Source organism: Klebsiella sp. P1954, from assembly GCF_018199955.1.
Classification (GTDB): domain Bacteria; phylum Pseudomonadota; class Gammaproteobacteria; order Enterobacterales; family Enterobacteriaceae; genus Klebsiella; species Klebsiella pneumoniae.
Genome location: NZ_CP073373.1, coordinates 5,156,759 through 5,175,458 on the forward strand (window position 1 = coordinate 5,156,759; position 18,700 = coordinate 5,175,458).

15 protein-coding genes, 2 tRNA genes and 5 other RNA genes are annotated in these 18,700 nt (G+C 55.4%); 9 read left to right on the plus strand and 13 right to left on the minus strand.

What is annotated here, in order from left to right:
- Window positions 1–101 precede the first annotated feature (101 nt).
- The 4 genes from KB890_RS24750 to narI are packed head-to-tail and all read left to right on the plus strand — an operon-like array spanning window position 102 to window position 6,761.
- Window positions 102–3,845 carry a nitrate reductase subunit alpha gene (locus KB890_RS24750; protein WP_004180382.1) on the plus strand — a complete coding sequence of 1,248 codons (3,744 nt, stop codon included), beginning with the start codon at window positions 102–104 and terminating at the stop codon, window positions 3,843–3,845.
- Window positions 3,842–5,377, plus strand: a complete 1,536-nt coding sequence (gene narH / locus KB890_RS24755) for a nitrate reductase subunit beta (protein WP_002910193.1) — start codon at window positions 3,842–3,844, stop codon at window positions 5,375–5,377. The genes KB890_RS24750 and narH overlap by 4 nt, the downstream gene beginning before the upstream one ends.
- On the plus strand, window positions 5,374–6,084 hold the full coding sequence (gene narJ, locus KB890_RS24760) for a nitrate reductase molybdenum cofactor assembly chaperone (protein ID WP_002910191.1): 711 nt from the start codon (window positions 5,374–5,376) through the stop codon (window positions 6,082–6,084). The genes narH and narJ overlap by 4 nt, the downstream gene beginning before the upstream one ends.
- Window positions 6,084–6,761 carry a respiratory nitrate reductase subunit gamma gene (gene narI, locus KB890_RS24765; protein WP_002910189.1) on the plus strand — a complete coding sequence of 226 codons (678 nt, stop codon included), beginning with the start codon at window positions 6,084–6,086 and terminating at the stop codon, window positions 6,759–6,761. The genes narJ and narI overlap by 1 nt, the downstream gene beginning before the upstream one ends.
- Here the strand turns inward: narI and KB890_RS24770 are convergent.
- Window positions 6,758–7,654 carry a DMT family transporter gene (locus tag KB890_RS24770; RefSeq protein WP_004180381.1) on the minus strand — a complete coding sequence of 299 codons (897 nt, stop codon included), beginning with the start codon at window positions 7,652–7,654 and terminating at the stop codon, window positions 6,758–6,760. The genes narI and KB890_RS24770 overlap by 4 nt on opposite strands.
- Window positions 7,655–7,761: 107 nt before the next feature.
- Here KB890_RS24770 and KB890_RS24775 point away from each other — a divergent pair, with 107 nt between their 5' ends.
- On the plus strand, window positions 7,762–8,205 hold the full coding sequence (locus tag KB890_RS24775; RefSeq protein ID WP_004180380.1) for an Lrp/AsnC family transcriptional regulator: 444 nt from the start codon (window positions 7,762–7,764) through the stop codon (window positions 8,203–8,205).
- A gap of 115 nt (window positions 8,206–8,320) precedes the next feature.
- On the opposite strand, the gene KB890_RS24780 is transcribed toward KB890_RS24775, so the two are convergent.
- From KB890_RS24780 to KB890_RS24820, 9 genes are all read right to left on the minus strand, one after another.
- Window positions 8,321–8,451: non-coding RNA, RtT sRNA (locus KB890_RS24780), on the minus strand.
- 43 nt (window positions 8,452–8,494) lie between these two features.
- Window positions 8,495–8,626, minus strand: a non-coding RNA gene (locus tag KB890_RS24785) — RtT sRNA.
- A 43-nt stretch (window positions 8,627–8,669) separates the two neighbouring features.
- Window positions 8,670–8,801, minus strand: a non-coding RNA gene (locus KB890_RS24790) — RtT sRNA.
- Window positions 8,802–8,845: 44 nt separating this feature from the next.
- Window positions 8,846–8,977: non-coding RNA, RtT sRNA (locus KB890_RS24795), on the minus strand.
- A 44-nt stretch (window positions 8,978–9,021) separates the two neighbouring features.
- Window positions 9,022–9,106, minus strand: a tRNA-Tyr gene (locus KB890_RS24800).
- Between the two features lie 39 nt (window positions 9,107–9,145).
- Window positions 9,146–9,278, minus strand: a non-coding RNA gene (locus KB890_RS24805) — RtT sRNA.
- Between the two features lie 43 nt (window positions 9,279–9,321).
- Window positions 9,322–9,406: transfer RNA gene (locus KB890_RS24810), tRNA-Tyr, on the minus strand.
- 159 nt (window positions 9,407–9,565) lie between these two features.
- Window positions 9,566–10,408, minus strand: coding sequence for a formyltetrahydrofolate deformylase (gene purU / locus KB890_RS24815; RefSeq protein WP_004151854.1), 843 nt, complete (start codon window positions 10,406–10,408; stop codon window positions 9,566–9,568).
- Between the two features lie 42 nt (window positions 10,409–10,450).
- Complete coding sequence (locus tag KB890_RS24820; protein WP_002910109.1) at window positions 10,451–10,909, minus strand: YchJ family protein; 459 nt, start codon at window positions 10,907–10,909, stop codon at window positions 10,451–10,453.
- A 112-nt stretch (window positions 10,910–11,021) separates the two neighbouring features.
- Between KB890_RS24820 and rssA the strand changes: the two genes are divergently transcribed.
- The 3 genes from rssA to galU all read left to right on the plus strand — a co-directional run bounded on the left by rssA (window position 11,022) and on the right by galU (window position 14,127).
- Window positions 11,022–11,924 (plus strand): patatin-like phospholipase RssA, encoded by a 903-nt coding sequence (gene rssA, locus KB890_RS24825; RefSeq protein ID WP_004180379.1) that lies wholly within the window; start codon window positions 11,022–11,024, stop codon window positions 11,922–11,924.
- Between the two features lie 89 nt (window positions 11,925–12,013).
- The gene (gene rssB, locus KB890_RS24830) at window positions 12,014–13,027 is read left to right on the plus strand and encodes a two-component system response regulator RssB (protein ID WP_002910107.1); all 1,014 of its coding nucleotides are present in this window, start codon (window positions 12,014–12,016) and stop codon (window positions 13,025–13,027) included.
- Window positions 13,028–13,224: 197 nt separating this feature from the next.
- Window positions 13,225–14,127, plus strand: a complete 903-nt coding sequence (gene galU / locus KB890_RS24835; protein ID WP_002910105.1) for a UTP--glucose-1-phosphate uridylyltransferase GalU — start codon at window positions 13,225–13,227, stop codon at window positions 14,125–14,127.
- Window positions 14,128–14,248: 121 nt separating this feature from the next.
- Here galU and hns read toward each other — a convergent pair whose 3' ends face one another.
- A complete protein-coding gene (hns, locus tag KB890_RS24840) occupies window positions 14,249–14,656 on the minus strand; it encodes a histone-like nucleoid-structuring protein H-NS (RefSeq protein WP_002910103.1) in 408 nt (135 codons plus the stop codon).
- Window positions 14,657–15,078: 422 nt separating this feature from the next.
- Window positions 15,079–15,210 (minus strand): hypothetical protein, encoded by a 132-nt coding sequence (locus tag KB890_RS24845; RefSeq protein WP_004145401.1) that lies wholly within the window; start codon window positions 15,208–15,210, stop codon window positions 15,079–15,081.
- A 7-nt stretch (window positions 15,211–15,217) separates the two neighbouring features.
- Between KB890_RS24845 and tdk the strand changes: the two genes are divergently transcribed.
- Window positions 15,218–15,835 (plus strand): thymidine kinase, encoded by a 618-nt coding sequence (gene tdk, locus KB890_RS24850; RefSeq protein WP_002910100.1) that lies wholly within the window; start codon window positions 15,218–15,220, stop codon window positions 15,833–15,835.
- A 147-nt stretch (window positions 15,836–15,982) separates the two neighbouring features.
- Here tdk and adhE read toward each other — a convergent pair whose 3' ends face one another.
- The gene (adhE, locus tag KB890_RS24855) at window positions 15,983–18,658 is read right to left on the minus strand and encodes a bifunctional acetaldehyde-CoA/alcohol dehydrogenase (RefSeq protein WP_004180377.1); all 2,676 of its coding nucleotides are present in this window, start codon (window positions 18,656–18,658) and stop codon (window positions 15,983–15,985) included.
- Window positions 18,659–18,700: the final 42 nt, after the last annotated feature.

An 18,700-nucleotide genomic window follows, 5' to 3' on the forward strand; every position in this document is an offset into this window, starting at 1 on the left:
CGCTATCAATTCTCGCCCTCTTTCATAGCGTTACCTTCGCTGCAAATCCAGCAATGTCGATTTATCAGAGAGCCGTCAGGCTCCATATCAGGAGAAACCCGATGAGTAAATTCCTGGACCGGTTTCGCTACTTCAAACAGAAGGGTGAAACCTTTGCCGATGGGCACGGCCAGCTTCTAAACACCAACCGGGACTGGGAGGATGGATACCGTCAACGTTGGCAGCATGACAAAATTGTGCGTTCCACTCACGGTGTCAACTGCACCGGCTCATGCAGCTGGAAGATTTATGTCAAAAACGGTCTGGTGACCTGGGAAACGCAGCAGACTGACTACCCGCGCACCCGCCCGGACCTGCCGAACCACGAACCACGCGGTTGCCCGCGCGGCGCCAGCTACTCCTGGTACCTGTACAGCGCTAACCGCCTGAAATACCCGCTGATGCGTAAACGCCTGATGAAGATGTGGCGGGAAGCGAAAGTTCAGCATAGCGATCCGGTTGAGGCATGGGCGTCGATTATCGAAGACGCCGACAAAGCTAAAAGCTTCAAACAGGCCCGCGGTCGCGGCGGTTTTGTACGTTCCTCCTGGCAGGAAGTGAATGAGCTGATTGCCGCCTCCAACGTTTATACCGTCAAAACCTACGGTCCGGACCGCGTGGCTGGCTTCTCGCCGATCCCGGCGATGTCGATGGTCTCCTACGCGTCCGGCGCCCGTTATCTGTCGCTGATCGGCGGCACCTGCCTGAGCTTCTACGACTGGTACTGCGACCTGCCGCCGGCTTCGCCGATGACCTGGGGCGAGCAGACCGATGTGCCGGAATCCGCCGACTGGTATAACTCCAGCTATATCATCGCCTGGGGCTCCAACGTGCCGCAGACCCGCACCCCGGATGCGCACTTCTTTACCGAAGTCCGCTATAAAGGGACCAAAACCGTAGCCATCACTCCGGACTACGCCGAAATCGCCAAACTCTGCGATCTGTGGCTGGCGCCGAAGCAGGGTACCGATGCCGCGATGGCGCTGGCGATGGGCCATGTGATGCTGCGTGAATTCCACCTCGATAAGCCGAGCCAGTATTTCACCGACTATGTGCGCCGCTATACCGACATGCCGATGCTGGTGATGCTCGAGGAGCGCGACGGTTATTATGCCGCCGGCCGTACGCTGCGCGCATCCGACCTCGTGGATTCCCTTGGTCAGGAGAACAATCCGGAATGGAAAACCGTCGCCTTTGACGAGAAGGGCGACATGACCGTACCGAACGGCTCCCTCGGATTCCGCTGGGGCGACAAAGGCAAATGGAACCTCGAACAGCGCGACGGTAAAACTGGCGAAGAGATTGAGCTACGTCTGAGCCTGCTGGGCAGCCATGATGAAGTGGCGAACGTCGGCTTCCCGTACTTCGGCGGCGAAGGTTCTGAGCACTTCAACAAAGTCGATCTGGAAAACATTCTGCTGCACAAACTGCCGGCTAAACGCCTGCAGCTGGCCGACGGCTCTACCGCCCTGGTCACCACCGTGTATGACCTGACCATGGCTAACTACGGCCTGGAGCGCGGTCTGAACGATGACAACTGCGCCGCCGGCTACGATGAAGTGAAAGCCTACACCCCGGCGTGGGCGGAGAAGATCACTGGCGTCTCCCGCGCGCATATCATCCGTACCGCCCGTGAATTTGCCGATAACGCCGATAAAACTCACGGTCGTTCGATGATTATCGTCGGAGCGGGCCTCAACCACTGGTTCCACCTCGACATGAACTACCGCGGCCTGATCAATATGCTGATCTTCTGCGGCTGCGTCGGTCAGAGCGGCGGCGGTTGGGCGCACTATGTGGGCCAGGAAAAACTGCGTCCGCAGACCGGCTGGCAGCCGCTGGCGTTCGCCCTTGACTGGCAGCGTCCGGCACGTCACATGAATAGTACCTCGTACTTCTATAACCACTCCAGCCAGTGGCGCTATGAAACGGTGACCGCGCAGGAACTGCTGTCGCCGATGGCGGATAAATCCCGTTACAGCGGCCACCTGATCGACTTTAACGTGCGCGCAGAGCGGATGGGCTGGCTGCCGTCGGCGCCGCAGCTTGGCGTCAACCCGCTGCGTATCGCTGACGAAGCGAAAAAAGCCGGCATGACCCCGGTGGATTACACCGTGAAGTCGCTGAAAGAGGGCTCGATTCGCTTTGCGGCCGAGCAGCCGGAAAATGGCAAAAACCACCCGCGTAACCTGTTTATCTGGCGTTCCAACCTGCTGGGCTCCTCCGGTAAAGGCCATGAATACATGCTCAAGTACCTGCTGGGTACCGAGAACGGCATTCAGGGCAAAGACCTGGGCAAGCAGGGCGGCGTGAAGCCGGAAGAAGTCGAATGGCGGGATAACGGCCTCGACGGCAAACTGGATCTGGTGGTGACCCTCGATTTCCGTCTGTCGAGCACCTGTCTCTACTCCGACATCGTACTGCCGACCGCCACCTGGTACGAAAAAGACGACATGAATACCTCGGATATGCATCCGTTTATTCACCCGCTGTCGGCCGCCGTTGATCCAGCCTGGGAATCGAAGAGCGACTGGGAGATCTATAAAGGTATCGCGAAGAAATTCTCTGAAGTGTGCGTGGGCCACCTCGGTAAAGAAACCGACGTGGTGACCCTGCCGATCCAGCACGACTCCGCCGCGGAAATGGCGCAGCCGCTGGATGTCAAAGACTGGAAAAAAGGCGAATGCGATCTCATCCCCGGGAAAACCGCGCCGCATATTATTCCGGTTGAGCGTGATTACCCGGCGACCTACGAGCGTTTCACCTCGATCGGCCCGCTGCTGGAAACCATCGGCAACGGCGGGAAAGGCATCGCCTGGAACACCCAGAGCGAGATGGATCTGCTGCGTAAGCTCAACTACACCAAGGCGGAAGGCCCGGCGAAAGGCCAGCCGAAGCTGGAAACGGCCATCGACGCCGCGGAAATGATCCTCACCCTGGCCCCGGAAACCAACGGTCAGGTGGCGGTGAAAGCGTGGCAAGCGCTGAGCGAGATCACCGGTCGCGAGCATACGCACCTCGCGCTGAACAAAGAAGACGAGAAGATCCGCTTCCGCGATATTCAGGCGCAGCCGCGGAAGATTATCTCCAGCCCGACCTGGTCTGGCCTAGAAGATGAGCATGTCTCCTATAACGCCGGTTACACCAACGTTCACGAGCTGATCCCGTGGCGCACGCTGACCGGACGTCAGTCGCTGTATCAGGATCACCAGTGGATGCGCGACTTCGGCGAAAGCCTGCTGGTCTATCGGCCGCCGATCGACACCCGTTCGGTGAAAGCGGTGATGGGCGAGAAGTCCAACGGCAACCCGGAAAAGGCGCTGAACTTCCTGACCCCGCACCAGAAATGGGGTATCCACTCGACCTACAGCGATAACCTGCTGATGCTGACCCTGTCGCGCGGTGGGCCGATTGTCTGGATGAGCGAAGCGGATGCGAAAGATCTGGGTATCGAAGATAACGACTGGATCGAAGTCTTCAACGCCAACGGCGCCCTGACGGCGCGTGCGGTGGTGAGTCAGCGCGTTCCAGCCGGGATGACCATGATGTATCACGCGCAGGAACGTATCGTGAACCTGCCGGGCTCTGAAATCACCGGTCAGCGCGGGGGGATCCATAACTCCGTCACCCGTATTACGCCGAAACCGACCCACATGATCGGCGGCTACGGCCACCTGGCCTATGGCTTTAACTACTACGGCACCGTCGGTTCCAACCGCGATGAGTTTGTGGTGGTACGTAAGATGAAGAACATTAACTGGTTAGACGGCGAAGGCAACGACCAGGTACAGGAGAGCGTAAAATGAAAATTCGTTCACAAGTCGGCATGGTGCTGAATCTCGATAAGTGCATCGGCTGCCACACCTGCTCGGTGACCTGTAAAAACGTCTGGACCAGCCGGGAAGGGATGGAATACGCCTGGTTCAACAACGTGGAAAGTAAGCCGGGCGTCGGTTTCCCGAACGACTGGGAAAACCAGGAAAAATGGAAGGGCGGCTGGATCCGCAAAATCAACGGTAAACTGCAGCCGCGCATGGGCAATCGCGCGATGCTGTTGGGTAAAATCTTCGCCAACCCGCATCTGCCGGGCATCGATGATTACTACGAGCCGTTTGATTATGACTACCAGAATCTGCATAACGCGCCGGAGAGCAAACATCAGCCGATCGCCCGTCCGCGCTCGCTGATCACCGGCCAGCGGATGGACAAGATCACCAGCGGTCCGAACTGGGAAGAAATCCTCGGCGGCGAGTTTGAAAAACGCGCCAAAGATCAGAACTTCGACAACATGCAGAAGGCGATGTACGGCCAGTTCGAAAACACCTTCATGATGTATCTGCCGCGCCTGTGCGAGCACTGCCTGAACCCGGCCTGCGTTGCGACCTGCCCGAGCGGCGCCATCTATAAGCGTGAAGAAGACGGCATCGTACTGATCGACCAGGACAAGTGCCGCGGCTGGCGGATGTGTATCACCGGCTGTCCGTACAAGAAGATCTATTTCAACTGGAAGAGCGGGAAATCCGAGAAATGCATCTTCTGCTACCCGCGTATTGAATCCGGGATGCCGACGGTGTGCTCCGAAACCTGCGTGGGCCGTATCCGTTATCTCGGCGTCCTGCTATACGACGCGGACGCGATTGAAAACGCCGCCAGCACCGAGAACGAGAAAGATCTGTATCAGCGTCAGCTGGACGTGTTCCTCGATCCCAACGATCCGAAAGTGATCGAGCAGGCGCTGAAAGATGGCGTACCGCAGGGGGTCATTGAAGCTGCGCAGCAGTCGCCGGTTTACAAAATGGCGATGGACTGGAAGCTGGCCCTGCCGCTGCACCCGGAATATCGCACCTTGCCAATGGTCTGGTACGTGCCGCCGCTGTCGCCGATTCAGTCCGCCGCCGATGCGGGTGAACTGGGTAGCAACGGGATCCTGCCGGACGTGGAAAGCCTGCGTATTCCGGTGCAATATCTGGCGAACCTGCTGACCGCGGGCGATACCCAGCCGGTACTGCTGGCGCTGAAACGAATGCTGGCGATGCGCCACTATAAGCGTGCGGAAACCGTTGACGGCGTCGTTGATACCCGCGCGCTGGAAGAGGTGGGGCTGAGCGAAGCGCAGGCCCAGGAAATGTATCGCTATCTGGCGATCGCCAACTACGAAGATCGTTTCGTGGTGCCGAGCAGCCATCGTGAACAGGCGCGAGAAGCGTTCCCGGAGAAAAACGGCTGCGGCTTTAGCTTTGGCGATGGCTGCCACGGCTCTGACAGTCAGTTCAACCTGTTCAACAGCCGTCGCATCGACGCCATCGACGTGACCAGCAAAACGGAGCCGCACGCATGATTGAACTCGTGATTGTATCGCGTCTGCTCGAATATCCTGACGCTGCCTTATGGCAGCATCAGCAGGAGATGTTCGAGGCGCTCGCGTCATCAGAGAAACTCAGCAAAGAGGATGCCCACGCGCTGGGCGTTTTCCTGCGCGATTTAGTGGCTCAGGATCCGCTGGACGCCCAGGCGGCCTATAGCGAACTGTTTGACCGCGGCCGGGCCACCTCGCTGCTGCTGTTTGAACATGTCCACGGCGAATCCCGCGATCGCGGGCAGGCGATGGTGGATCTCATGGCGCAGTACGAGCGCCACGGCCTGCTGCTGGATAGCCATGAGCTGCCGGATCATCTGCCGCTATATCTGGAGTATCTGGCGCAGCTGCCGGAAGAGGAAGCGCTTGGCGGCCTGCGGGACGTCGCGCCGATCCTCGGTCTGCTCAGCGCGCGCCTGCAGCAGCGCGAAAGTCGCTATGCGGTGCTGTTCGAGCTATTGCTGAAGCTGGCCAATACGCAGGTCGACAGCCAGAAGGTGGCGGAGAAGATTGCCGACGAAGCGCGCGACGATACGCCGCAGGCGCTGGACGCCGTCTGGGAAGAAGAACAGGTCAAATTCTTTGCCGACCAGGGCTGCGGCGAGTCGGAAATTTCCGCTCACCAGCGTCGTTTTGCCGGAGCCGTGGCCCCGCAATATCTGAATATCTCTAACGGAGGACAGCAATAATGCACTTCCTGAATATGTTCTTCTTTGACATTTATCCGTACATTGCGGGTTCGGTGTTCCTGATTGGCAGCTGGTTGCGCTATGACTATGGCCAGTACACCTGGCGCGCCGCCTCCAGCCAGATGCTGGACCGTAAGGGGATGAACCTGGCGTCGAACCTGTTCCATATCGGCATCCTGGGTATTTTCGCCGGCCACTTCCTCGGCATGCTGACCCCGCACTGGATGTATGAGTCCTTCCTGCCGATCGATGTCAAGCAGAAGATGGCGATGATCGCCGGCGGCGCCTGCGGCGTGATGACCCTGGTGGGCGGGTTACTGCTGCTCAAGCGTCGTCTGCTGAGCCCGCGCGTTCGCGCCACCACCACCGGAGCGGATATTCTGATCCTCTCGTTGCTGATGGTGCAGTGTGCGCTCGGCCTGCTGACGATCCCGTTCTCCGCTCAGCATATGGACGGCAGTGAAATGATGAAACTGGTCGGCTGGGCGCAGTCGGTGGTGACGTTCCACGGCGGCGCGTCACAGCATCTGGATGGCGTGGCGTTTATTTTCCGCGTTCACCTGGTGCTGGGCATGACCCTGTTCCTGCTGTTCCCGTTCTCCCGTCTGGTTCATATCTGGAGCGCGCCGGTCGAATACCTGACGCGCAAATACCAGATTGTCCGCGCCCGTCGCTAACTGGCCCGCGACTGCTCACTGACCCCGCCGCGGCGGGGTTTTTTTTCGCCCCAGCCGAGATTATTCCCTGCGGCGGCAAACAGAATAAGCATCCCACCGAGCAATTGCACCGCGGATAACGCATGGTGGAAGACCAGATAGTCGACCACCATCGCCACCAGCGGATAAATAAAGGAGAGCGAACCGGTAACGGGCGTCGGCAGTTTCTGTATCGCGCTATATAAAAGCTGATACATGATCCCGGTATGGACGATGCCGAGGATCAGCAGATAGCGCCAGGGGAAGCTGGCCGTCAATTCTGGGGCATGCACCAGCGGCAGCAGCATCACGACGCCGACGAGAACCTGAATGAAGGCGATATGCTGCGCGGGGAGCGGATGCAGTTTGCGCGCGATGATGGCGGTCAGGGCATAGAAGAATGCCGCGCCCAGCGCCAGCAACACGCCGGTGGTAAGCCCCTCTTCGTGTGCAGGCGTCAGCTCGCTCGACAGCAGGATCACTACGCCGCCAAAGGCCAGCAGTAACCATCCCCATTTCACGGCGCTGACCCGTTCCCCCAGCACCATCCCCATCAGTACCAGCATAAACGGCTGGGTGTTATAGACCACGGTGGCCATACCGATTGAGATCCGCGAATAGGCGGCAAACAGCAGCAGCCAGTTGACGACCAGCGCCGCGCCGCCAATCACCGCCAGAGCGAGAGTGAAACGCGTTAGCCGGCTGAAGGGCTGGCGGCTTAACACGATAAACACCAGCAGGGTTAGCGCGCCAATCAGGCAGCGCCAGAACACCACATCAGTCACCGGCAAACCAGAGAGCAGCACGAACGCGCCGATCGAGCCGGAGATTATCATTGCCAGGCTCATCTGCCAGACGCCGCGGGTAAGTTGCATTTTTCACCTCCACCATTTTTTAGTTATTGTGCGAAAAACCCTGACAGGGTGATATGGCTGAATTAAGGTAGAAGGGGGGAAATGCCTTTTATAATTAGGTGAAATATATGAATGACGTACTTGATGAAATTGACAGGGCGATCCTCTCCTGCCTGACTCAGGATGCCAGAGTTTCGCTCAAGGTCCTGAGCGCGCGAGTGGGGCTGACCTCGCCGAGCACCGCCGAGCGGGTGAAGCGCCTGGAGGAGCGGGGTGTCATTCAGGGCTATGGGGCGCGGGTAAATCTCGCCGCGCTGGGCTATAGCCTGCAGGCGCTGGTGCGGGTCCGGCCGCTGCCTGGGCTGCTGCAGAAGGTGGATAAATATATCCAGGCGATGCCGGAATGTATTGAAAGTGACAAGGTGACCGGGGAAGATTGTTTTGTAATGCGTCTCGTGGTGCGCGATATTGCCCAGCTGGATACCCTGCTGGACGGTCTGGCGGAGTATGCGCAGTGTAACACCTCGGTGGTGAAAAGCTCGCCGGTAAAAAGGCGGTTGCCACCGCTGTGAGTTTTTCCGGAGGCGGTGCTGCGCACCTGTCCGGGCTACCAGACGGCACCACTTGTAGCCTCGCTAAGCGAAGCGCGAGCGATGAGACAGCAGAACAGGTGGCTGAGAGTGCAACAAGTGGTGGGGGAAGGATTACTCGGCGCTAAAGCGCCTCGCCTTCGGGCCATTGCCTGCGGCAACGTTCTCTCGCTTCGCTCGAGTCGAACCTTGGTCGAAGCTTCTCATCCTTCCCCGTGGGGCAGAATATAGAATACCGTAGGTAGATTATGCTGGGCATGACATGGGGAGATGGTGGTGGGGGAAGGATTACTCGGCGCTAAAGCGCCTCGCCCTTCGGGCCGTTGCCTGCGGCAACGTTCTCTCGCTTCGCTCGAGTCGAACCTTGGTCGAAGCTTCTCATCCTTCCCCGTGGGGCAGAATATAGAATACCGTAGGTAGATTATGCTGGGCATGACATGGGGAGATGGTGGTGGGGGAAGGATTACTCGGCGCTAAAGCGCCTCGCCCTTCGGGCCGTTGCCTGCGGCAACGTTCTCTCGCTTCGCTCGAGTCGAACCTTAGTCGAAGCTTCTCATCCTTCCCCATGGGGCAGAATATAGAATATCGTAGAGTAATTGGATTGAGGTGTTTTTTAAGAAGATGGTGGTGGGGGAAGGATTACTCGGCGCTAAAGCGCCTCGCCCTTCGGGCCGTTGCCTGCGGCAACGTTCTCTCGCTTCGCTCGAGTCGAACCTTAGTCGAAGCTTCTCATCCTTCCCCATGGGGCAGAATATAGAATATCGTAGAGTAATTGGATTGAGGTGTTTTTTAAGAAGATGGTGGTGGGGGAAGGATTCGAACCTTCGAAGTCGATGACGGCAGATTTACAGTCTGCTCCCTTTGGCCGCTCGGGAACCCCACCAGGGGTAAAATCACATTGTAGGCTATTCAGCAAAATGAATGGTGGTGGGGAAAGGATAACTCGTCGCTATCTCTCCTCGCCCTTCGGGCCGTTGCCTGCGGCAACGTTCTCTCGCTGGCGCTCGAGTCGAACCTTAGTCGAAGGTTCTTACCCTTCCCGCTAAGTGCAAACATCGTTTACGCTTGTCGGGGAAACCATATCACTGTAGTGAATAATGGTGGTGGGGGAAGGATTCGAACCTTCGAAGTCGATGACGGCAGATTTACAGTCTGCTCCCTTTGGCCGCTCGGGAACCCCACCACGGGGTAATGCTTGGTACTGGCCTGCTTCCTTCTCGGGAAGCGGGGCGCATCATACCAAATGATGCGCCCCTGTAAAGCATTCGTTTGACAAAAATAAACTGGTTGCCTGATTTTTACGCGTAACGCCGTAAAGCTAACCAATTCATTTCTCAGTCGATTAAAGAATAATCGTCCGGTTACCGTAAACGAAGACGCGCTGCGCCAGTACCTGATACAGCGCCCGGCTCAAGACGTTTTTTTCGACATCGCGCCCAGCGCGCATCATATCTTCTGCGGTATAAGTATGATCGACATGAATCACGTCCTGCATGATGATCGGGCCTTCATCCAGATTGTCATTCACGTAGTGGGCGGTAGCGCCAATGATTTTCACGCCGCGCTCATAGGCCTGATGATAGGGACGGGCGCCGATAAACGCCGGCAAAAACGAATGGTGGATATTGATGATTTTGTTCGGGAAGCGGGCAACAAATTCTGGCGTCAGGACGCGCATATACTTGGCCAGCACCACGTAATCCGGTTCGTGGGCGGCGATAGCATCGCCCATCCGCTGATCGTGTTCTTCGCGGCTCAGTCCTTCATGGCTGACCAGCTCAAACGGAATACCAAAGCGCTCCACCAACGAGCGCAGGGTGTCATGGTTGCCGATAACCGCGGCAATATCGACATCCAGCCCGCCGTAGTTGGCTTTCATCAGCAGATCGCCCAGACAGTGCGCCTCTTTCGTCACCAGAATCACCACCCGGCGACGGCCTGCCGGATTCAGTTCGCGGATGGAGCCTTCAGGCAGGGCGCTGTCGAGATCGGCTAGCAGAGTAGCGTCGTTAAAAATGCCTTCCAGTTCGGTGCGCATAAAGAAACGACCGGTACGGTGGTCAACAAACTCATTGTTCTGCACAATGTTGAGTTCATGCTTGTAGCAGATATTGGTGATACGCGCGATGAGGCCTTTCTGATCAGGGCAAATAGTGCGTAGTACTTTACGTTGTAATGAATGCATCGCGAGGAAAATCCTGTAATGTTTGCAAGCGCTGCGCCAGCGTTACTGGCCGCAGCATTTTTTAAATTTTTTACCTGAGCCGCAGGGGCAGGGGTCGTTACGGCCAATCAGCGGTCGTGTCCCGTCGATATAGTACCACTGTCCATTTTCTTTTAAGAATCTGGAACGTTCAATAATGGCGCCAGGGCGGTTATTGTCATTAAAGCGGGCGACAAAGCTGACAAAACCTTCATTTGGAGCTCGCCCCTCATCACTGGCGAACAGGGTTAAGCCCAGCCATTCGGTCTGGGAAAACCCTTTCTCCAGTTCGGCGCGAAATTGCTGCGCCTGACAGGACGGGTGCCAGGTTTTGATTAGATAGTCAGCGTCTTTCATGACGAACGCGCTATAACGGGAGCGCATAAGCTGTGACGGGCCCGGCGCAAGCTCAGCGCCGGACAGATATCGCTGGCAACATGAGCTATACTCCAGTGCGCTGCCACAGGGGCATAATTGCGACAAAACTGCCTCCATGGAAGAAAGAGTAACGGCGCTTCTACGCCAAAGGGCATTATGTTAACTGAGCCGTGACAATGTTGCCACGCTCAGAGTGGAAGGATAGTTATTAGTACTAATGAGAAAGCTTAAAATTGGTCTGGCGCTAGGTGCGGGAGCCGCTCGCGGATGGTCGCACATTGGCGTCATCAACGCCCTCCAGCGGGCCGGTATTGAGATTGATATCGTAGCCGGTTGTTCTATCGGTTCGCTGGTAGGGGCGGCGTATGCCTGTAACCGACTCCCGGCACTCGAATCATGGGTCTGCTCATTCAGCAACTGGGATGTCCTGAAGCTGATGGATCTCTCCTGGCGCAGGGGGGGACTGCTGCGAGGGGAAAAAGTATTCAATCATTACCGCCGCATTATGCCCGTCACCGAGATTGAACGCTGCGAGCGCCGGTTTGCCGCTGTTGCCACCAATTTAAGCACCGGTAGGGAGCTGTGGTTTACCGAAGGCGATCTACATTTAGCCATTCGCGCCTCCTGCAGTATGCCGGGGTTAATGTCGCCAGTAAGGCATAATGGTTACTGGCTGGTCGATGGCGCGGTGGTCAATCCGGTTCCTGTGTCGCTCACCCGGGCAATGGGAGCGGATATTGTGATTGCCGTCGACCTGCAACATGATGCCCATCTTATGCAGCAGGATTTGTTCTCCCTTGAAATGCCGCGGCAGGAAGCGGAAGAGAAGGAGGGGCCATGGCATACTCGTCTGCGCGCGCGCTTGACGCGAATGAGTTCCCGCCGTACGGCCGTGACGCCGACGGCGATGGAGATCATGACCACCTCTATCCAGGTACTGGAAAACCGTCTTAAACGCAATCGTATGGCGGGTGACCCGCCGGATATCCTGTTGCAGCCATACTGTCCGCAAGTTTCGACGCTCGATTTTCATCGCGCCGGAGAGGCGATCGCCGCGGGGCAACTGGCGGTAGAAAAGAAAATGGATGAATTATTACCATTAGTGCGTACAGCCGTTTGACGTACGAGTTACTGACTTAAGCAAATTCTGACAGGCGATAGTGAGAATAGCGTGCCACTATTGAATTATCGTCAGCCAGGGGAGATATCATGACGCAGCCATTGGCGGGAAAACAGATTCTGATAGTTGAAGACGAACCCGTTTTCCGCTCACTCTTGCATGGATGGCTGACCTCGCTGGGAGCAACAACCTTCCAGGCGGAAGATGGCAAGGATGCCCTGCATAAAATGACGGAGGTGCATCCGGACCTGATGATTTGCGACATTTCTATGCCGAGAATGAACGGTCTGGAGCTGGTGGAAACGCTGCGTAACCGCGGCGAACAGTTACCGATCCTGATGATCTCCGCCACCGAAAACATGGCGGATATAGCTAAAGCGTTGCGACTTGGCGTCCAGGACGTGCTGTTAAAGCCAGTAAAAGATTTCGATCGCCTGCGCGAGACCGTTTACGCCTGTCTCTATCCCGCGATGTTCAGTTCGCGCGTGGAAGAGGAAGAGCGTTTATTTGAGGACTGGGATGCGCTGGTCAGTAATCCCATCGCCGCTTCAAGACTATTGCAGGAATTACAGCCGCCGGTGCAACAGGAAATGTCGCACTGCCGTATTCATTATCGACAACTGGTGTCGGCAGACAAGCCCGGTCTGGTACTCGATATCGCACCGCTTTCGGAAAATGATTTGGCTTTCTATTGTCTGGATGTCACACGCGCAGGCGATAATGGCGTGTTGGCAGCATTATTGCTGCGCGCGTTGTTTAATGGTCTGCTGCAGGAGCAACTGGCGCACCAGGGACAACGGCTACCAGAAATGGGAAGTTTGTTAAAACAGGTGAATCAACTGCTGCGTCAGGCAAATCTTCCGGGCCAGTTCCCTCTGTTAGTAGGGTATTACCACAGCGGGCTGAAAAATTTAATTCTGGTGTCAGCGGGACTTAATGGCACGCTGAATACGGGGGAGCATCAAATTCAGATTAGTAATGGCGTTCCTTTGGGGACGCTGGGTGATGCTTATCTTAACCAAATTAGCCAACGCTGCACCTCGTGGCAGTGCCAAATTTGGGGGGCTGGCGGTCGTTTACGCTTAATGTTGTCTGCGGAATGAGCAATTGCGTTTATATCTAAGCAGACGGGATTACCTCTTGCCCTTTAGCGGTGGTAACATCGAGCAGTTTTATGCGTAAAAGTCCTAATTCGAGGCTATCGGCAGCTTTTCAGACCAGTGAATACGCGGTTGACTGATATACTCGACACGTTATTTGTAACGAGAAGTTTAAAAAACAAACAGTCCAGGAGATTTCAATGGCTGCCCTTAATTCTAAAGTCAGAAAAGCGGTTATCCCGGTTGCGGGATTAGGCACCAGGATGCTGCCGGCCACCAAAGCGATTCCAAAAGAAATGCTGCCGCTGGTAGATAAGCCGTTAATTCAGTACGTTGTTAATGAATGTATCGCTGCAGGAATTACTGAAATTGTTCTGGTAACGCACTCGTCGAAAAACTCTATCGAAAACCATTTCGATACCAGTTTTGAGCTGGAAGCGATGCTGGAAAAACGTGTAAAACGCCAGCTGCTGGAAGAAGTGCAGTCTATTTGCCCGCCGCACGTGACTATTATGCAAGTTCGTCAGGGCCTGGCGAAAGGTCTGGGTCACGCGGTGCTGTGCGCCCATCCGGTAGTGGGAGATGAGCCGGTCGCGGTTATTCTGCCAGACGTTATTCTGGATGAATATGAATCCGATCTGAGCCGCGATAACCTCGCTGAGATGATCTCTCGCTTCGATGAGACTGGCGCCAGCCAGATTATGGTTGAACCTGTCGAAGACGTAACCGCTTATGGCGTGGTTGACTGCAAAGGCGAATCCCTGAAGCCGGGCGAAAGCGTACCGATGGTGGGCGTGGTTGAGAAGCCAAAAGCTGACGTTGCGCCGTCCAACCTGGCGGTGGTGGGGCGTTATGTCCTCAGCGCCGATATCTGGCCGCTGCTGGCGAAAACCCCTCCGGGCGCTGGTGATGAAATTCAGCTGACTGACGCCATTGATATGCTGATCGAGAAAGAAACGGTTGAAGCTTATCATATGAAAGGCAAGAGCCATGACTGCGGTAATAAGCTTGGCTACATGCAGGCGTTTGTCGAATATGGTATTCGTCACAAAACGCTGGGCGACGATTTTAAAGCCTGGCTGGAAACGGCGGTAGCGAAGTAATCCGCCGCGCGGTTGAAAGTACAAACCGGGAGCGCATCTGCGACTCCCGGTTTTTTTATATCGGCCCTGAGGGCAAAAAAAATCCCGCCGCAGCGGGATTTTTTATAGCGATCAACGGAGATTAGATCAGGAAATCGTCCAGTGATTTACCTTGCTCATCCATTGCTTTTTTGATCACAGCCGGGGTACGGCCCTGACCGGTCCAGGTTTTGGTTTCACCATTTTCGTCAACATAGCTATATTTAGCCGGACGTGCAGCACGCTTGGTTTTGGTACCGGCTTTAACGGCAGCCATGGTGCTCAGCAGTTCATTCGGATCAATACCGTCAGCAATCAGCATTTCACGGTATTGCTGCAGCTTACGCGTACGCTCTTCAATTTCTGCCGCGGCAGCGTTTTCTTCTTCACGGCGCTCGTTAACGACGACTTCTAATTTTTCCAGCATTTCTTCGAGCGTTTCCAGGGTGCATTCTCTTGCCTGCGCACGAAGAGTACGGATGTTGTTCAAAATTTTAAGTGCTTCGCTCATTGTAGTAATCTCAAACTTATATTGTGGGGTGGTTTGTTGAACTAATAATAGAGCGATAAAATGCGTTGTGCAATAGGGGGGAATGTAAGGAATTCAAAATTACTGGTTATTTGTCGCGAGAATTAATTAATTTAAGTTAAAATTCCCGTGCCGCTTCACATCTTTCATCGCTTATAGCGATGAGGCGAAGGCAAGCTAAAACATTGAGACGGTATGCTTTTTGAGAGGTTCAGTGAGAGAAATGATCCTTTACATGGGTAAATAACCCTCGTCAGTATTAGCGCATTTTTGGTTACAAGGCTTAATATAAAACAACCGGCAGCCCTGCTTATAGCCCATGGGCAACCGGTCTATAAGCACGAAAAGACAATGGTTACCGCGCCAGTAGCGTAACGGGGCGTACAAATAGTGGCCCTGAAAATTCAATTCATCTTCTTAATCCTTTCGGTTTGCAGGCCCTTCAGCTTCGCGACAATACCCCTGCTGAAAGCGCGGCTGTGCGCATAAAATATGGTACAATCGTCGCCGCGATAAAACACTTTGATTGGGGTCACGCAGCCGATGGCACAACTTTATTTCTACTACTCTGCAATGAATGCAGGTAAGTCGACCGCTCTGTTGCAATCTTCGTACAATTACCAGGAGCGGGGGATGCGTACCGTCGTTTATACCGCTGAGATTGATGACCGCTTTGGCGCCGGAAAAGTCAGTTCACGTATCGGGCTCTCCTCGCCGGCCCGATTGTATAATCCACAGACCTCGTTATTTGACGATATTGCGGCGGAGCACCAGCTAAAGCCGATTCACTGCGTGCTGGTGGATGAAAGCCAGTTTCTGACGCGTGAACAGGTTCATGAGCTGTCCGAAGTTGTCGATACGCTGGATATTCCGGTGCTTTGCTATGGGTTGCGGACGGACTTTCGCGGTGAGCTCTTTACCGGCAGCCAGTATTTACTGGCCTGGTCAGATAAGCTGGTTGAGCTGAAAACGATCTGCTTCTGCGGCCGCAAGGCCAGCATGGTATTGCGCCTCGATCAGGAGGGGCGTCCTTATAATGAGGGTGAGCAGGTCGTCATCGGCGGTAATGAGCGGTACGTATCGGTCTGCCGTAAGCATTATAAAGAGGCGCTGAGCGTCGGTTCGTTAACCAAGGTACAAAACCAGCACCGTCCCTGCTGATACCCTCAGAAGCTCGTACAGGCGCCTGTGGGCGCCTTTTTTATGTCTGCTATAGGTTGGCGTAGCTGGCGATAAAGAATGGCTGATAGCGGGGATAAAAAAAGCCCCGTCAGGTGACGGGGCTTGTCGCGATGCTATCGCTGTTGGTTAAGCGGATTTTTTCGCTTTTTTCTCAGCCTTTACCGGAGCAACTTCGGCTTTCGCACCGGCTTCGCCTTCGACGAATTCGCGGCCGTAGTAGGTATCCAGCAGGATCTGTTTCAGTTCGGAGATCAGCGGGTAGCGCGGGTTAGCGCCGGTGCACTGGTCATCGAATGCATCTTCAGACAGTTTATCAACGTAGGCCAGGAAGTCAGCTTCCTGAACGCCAGCTTCGCGGATAGATTTCGGAATACCCAGCTCAGCTTTAATGCTTTCCAGCCATGCCAGCAGTTTCTCGATTTTCGCTGCGGTGCGGTCGCCTGGTGCGGAGAGGCCCAGGTGATCGGCGATTTCAGCGTAACGACGACGAGCCTGCGGACGGTCGTACTGGCTGAACGCGGTCTGCTTGGTCGGGTTGTCATTCGCGTTATAGCGGATAACGTTGCAGATCAGCAGGGCGTTGGCCAGACCGTGTGGAATATGGAACTGGGAGCCCAGTTTGTGCGCCATCGAGTGACACACGCCGAGGAAGGCGTTAGCGAACGCGATACCGGCGATAGTCGCGGCACTGTGTACGCGCTCACGGGCAACCGGGTTCTTGGAACCTTCGTGATAGGAAGCCGGCAGGTACTCTTTCAGCAGTTTCAGCGCCTGCAGCGCCTGGCCGTCAGAGAACTCAGAAGCCAGTACGGAAACGTAAGCTTCCAGGGCGTGAGTCACCGCATCCAGACCACCGAACGCACACAGCGATTTCGGCATATCCATCACCAGGTTGGCATCGACAATGGCCATATCCGGGGTCAGCGCGTAGTCTGCCAGCGGGTATTTCTGACCGGTCGCGTCATCGGTCACCACGGCGAACGGCGTAACTTCAGAACCGGTACCGGAAGTGGTAGTGATCGCCACCATCTTGGCTTTGACGCCCATTTTCGGGAACTTGTAGATACGTTTACGGATATCCATAAAGCGCAGCGCCAGTTCTTCGAAGTGGGTTTCCGGATGTTCGTACATGACCCACATGATTTTCGCCGCATCCATCGGGGAACCGCCGCCCAGGGCGATGATCACGTCTGGTTTAAAGGAGTTCGCCAGGTCGGCACCTTTACGTACGATGGTCAGCGTCGGGTCAGCTTCAACTTCGAAGAAGACTTCCGTCTCAACACCCGCAGCTTTCAGTACGGAAGTGATCTGATCGGCATAGCCGTTGTTGAACAGGAAGCGGTCAGTCACGATCAGCGCGCGTTTGTGACCATCGGTAATCACTTCATCCAGTGCGATTGGCAGGGAGCCACGACGGAAGTAGATAGATTTCGGAAGTTTGTGCCACAACATGTTTTCAGCTCGCTTAGCAACGGTTTTCTTGTTGATCAGGTGTTTCGGACCAACGTTTTCAGAGATGGAGTTACCACCCCAGGAACCACAACCCAGAGTCAGGGAAGGCGCGAGTTTGAAGTTGTACAGGTCACCGATACCACCCTGAGAAGCCGGGGTGTTGATCAGGATACGCGCGGTTTTCATCATTTGGCCGAAGTAAGCCACGCGAGCCGGCTGGTTGTCCTGGTCGGTGTACAGGCAAGAGGTGTGACCGATACCGCCCATGGCGACCAGTTTTTCTGCTTTGGCTACCGCGTCTTCGAAATCTTTTGCACGGTACATAGCCAGCGTCGGAGACAGTTTTTCGTGAGCAAACGGCTCGCTCTCGTCAACGTTGGTCACTTCACCAATCAGAATTTTGGTGGTGGCCGGCACGGTGAAGCCTGCCAGTTCAGCGATTTTGGCCGCTGGCTGACCAACGATAGCCGCGTTCAGCGCGCCATTTTTCAGGATAATGTCCTGAACGGCTTTCAGCTCTTTACCCTGCAGCAGGTAGCCGCCGTGGCTGGCGAAACGTTCGCGAACCGCGTCATAGACTGAATCAACCACCACAACGGACTGCTCAGAAGCACAGATCACGCCGTTATCGAAGGTTTTAGACATCAGTACGGACGCTACGGCACGTTTGATGTCGGCGGTTTCATCAATGACTACCGGGGTGTTACCGGCGCCGACGCCGATAGCAGGTTTACCGGAGCTGTATGCTGCTTTCACCATGCCTGGACCACCGGTCGCCAGGATCAGGTTGATGTCCGGGTGATGCATCAGCGCGTTAGACAGTTCTACAGACGGCTGATCGATCCAGCCAATCAGGTCCTTCGGCGCGCCGGCCGCGATGGCAGCCTGCAGCACGATATCAGCCGCTTTGTTGGTGGCTTCTTTTGCACGCGGGTGCGGAGAGAAAATGATGGCGTTACGCGTTTTCAGACTGATGAGCGATTTGAAAATGGCTGTTGAAGTCGGGTTAGTGGTCGGTACGATACCGCAGATGATGCCGATAGGCTCAGCAATAGTGATGGTGCCAAAGGTGTCGTCTTCTGACAGAACGCCACAGGTTTTTTCGTCTTTATAAGCGTTGTAAATGTATTCGGAAGCGAAGTGGTTTTTGATCACTTTGTCTTCAACGATGCCCATGCCGGATTCGGCTACGGCCATTTTGGCGAGAGGGATTCGAGCATCTGCAGCGGCCAGAGCGGCGGCGCGGAAGATTTTGTCGACTTGTTCTTGAGTGAAACTGGCATATTCACGCTGGGCTTTCTTGACACGCTCAACAAGCGCGTTCAGTTCAGCGATATTAGTAACAGCCATAATGCTCTCCTGATAATGTTAAACTTTTTTAGTAAATCAGTC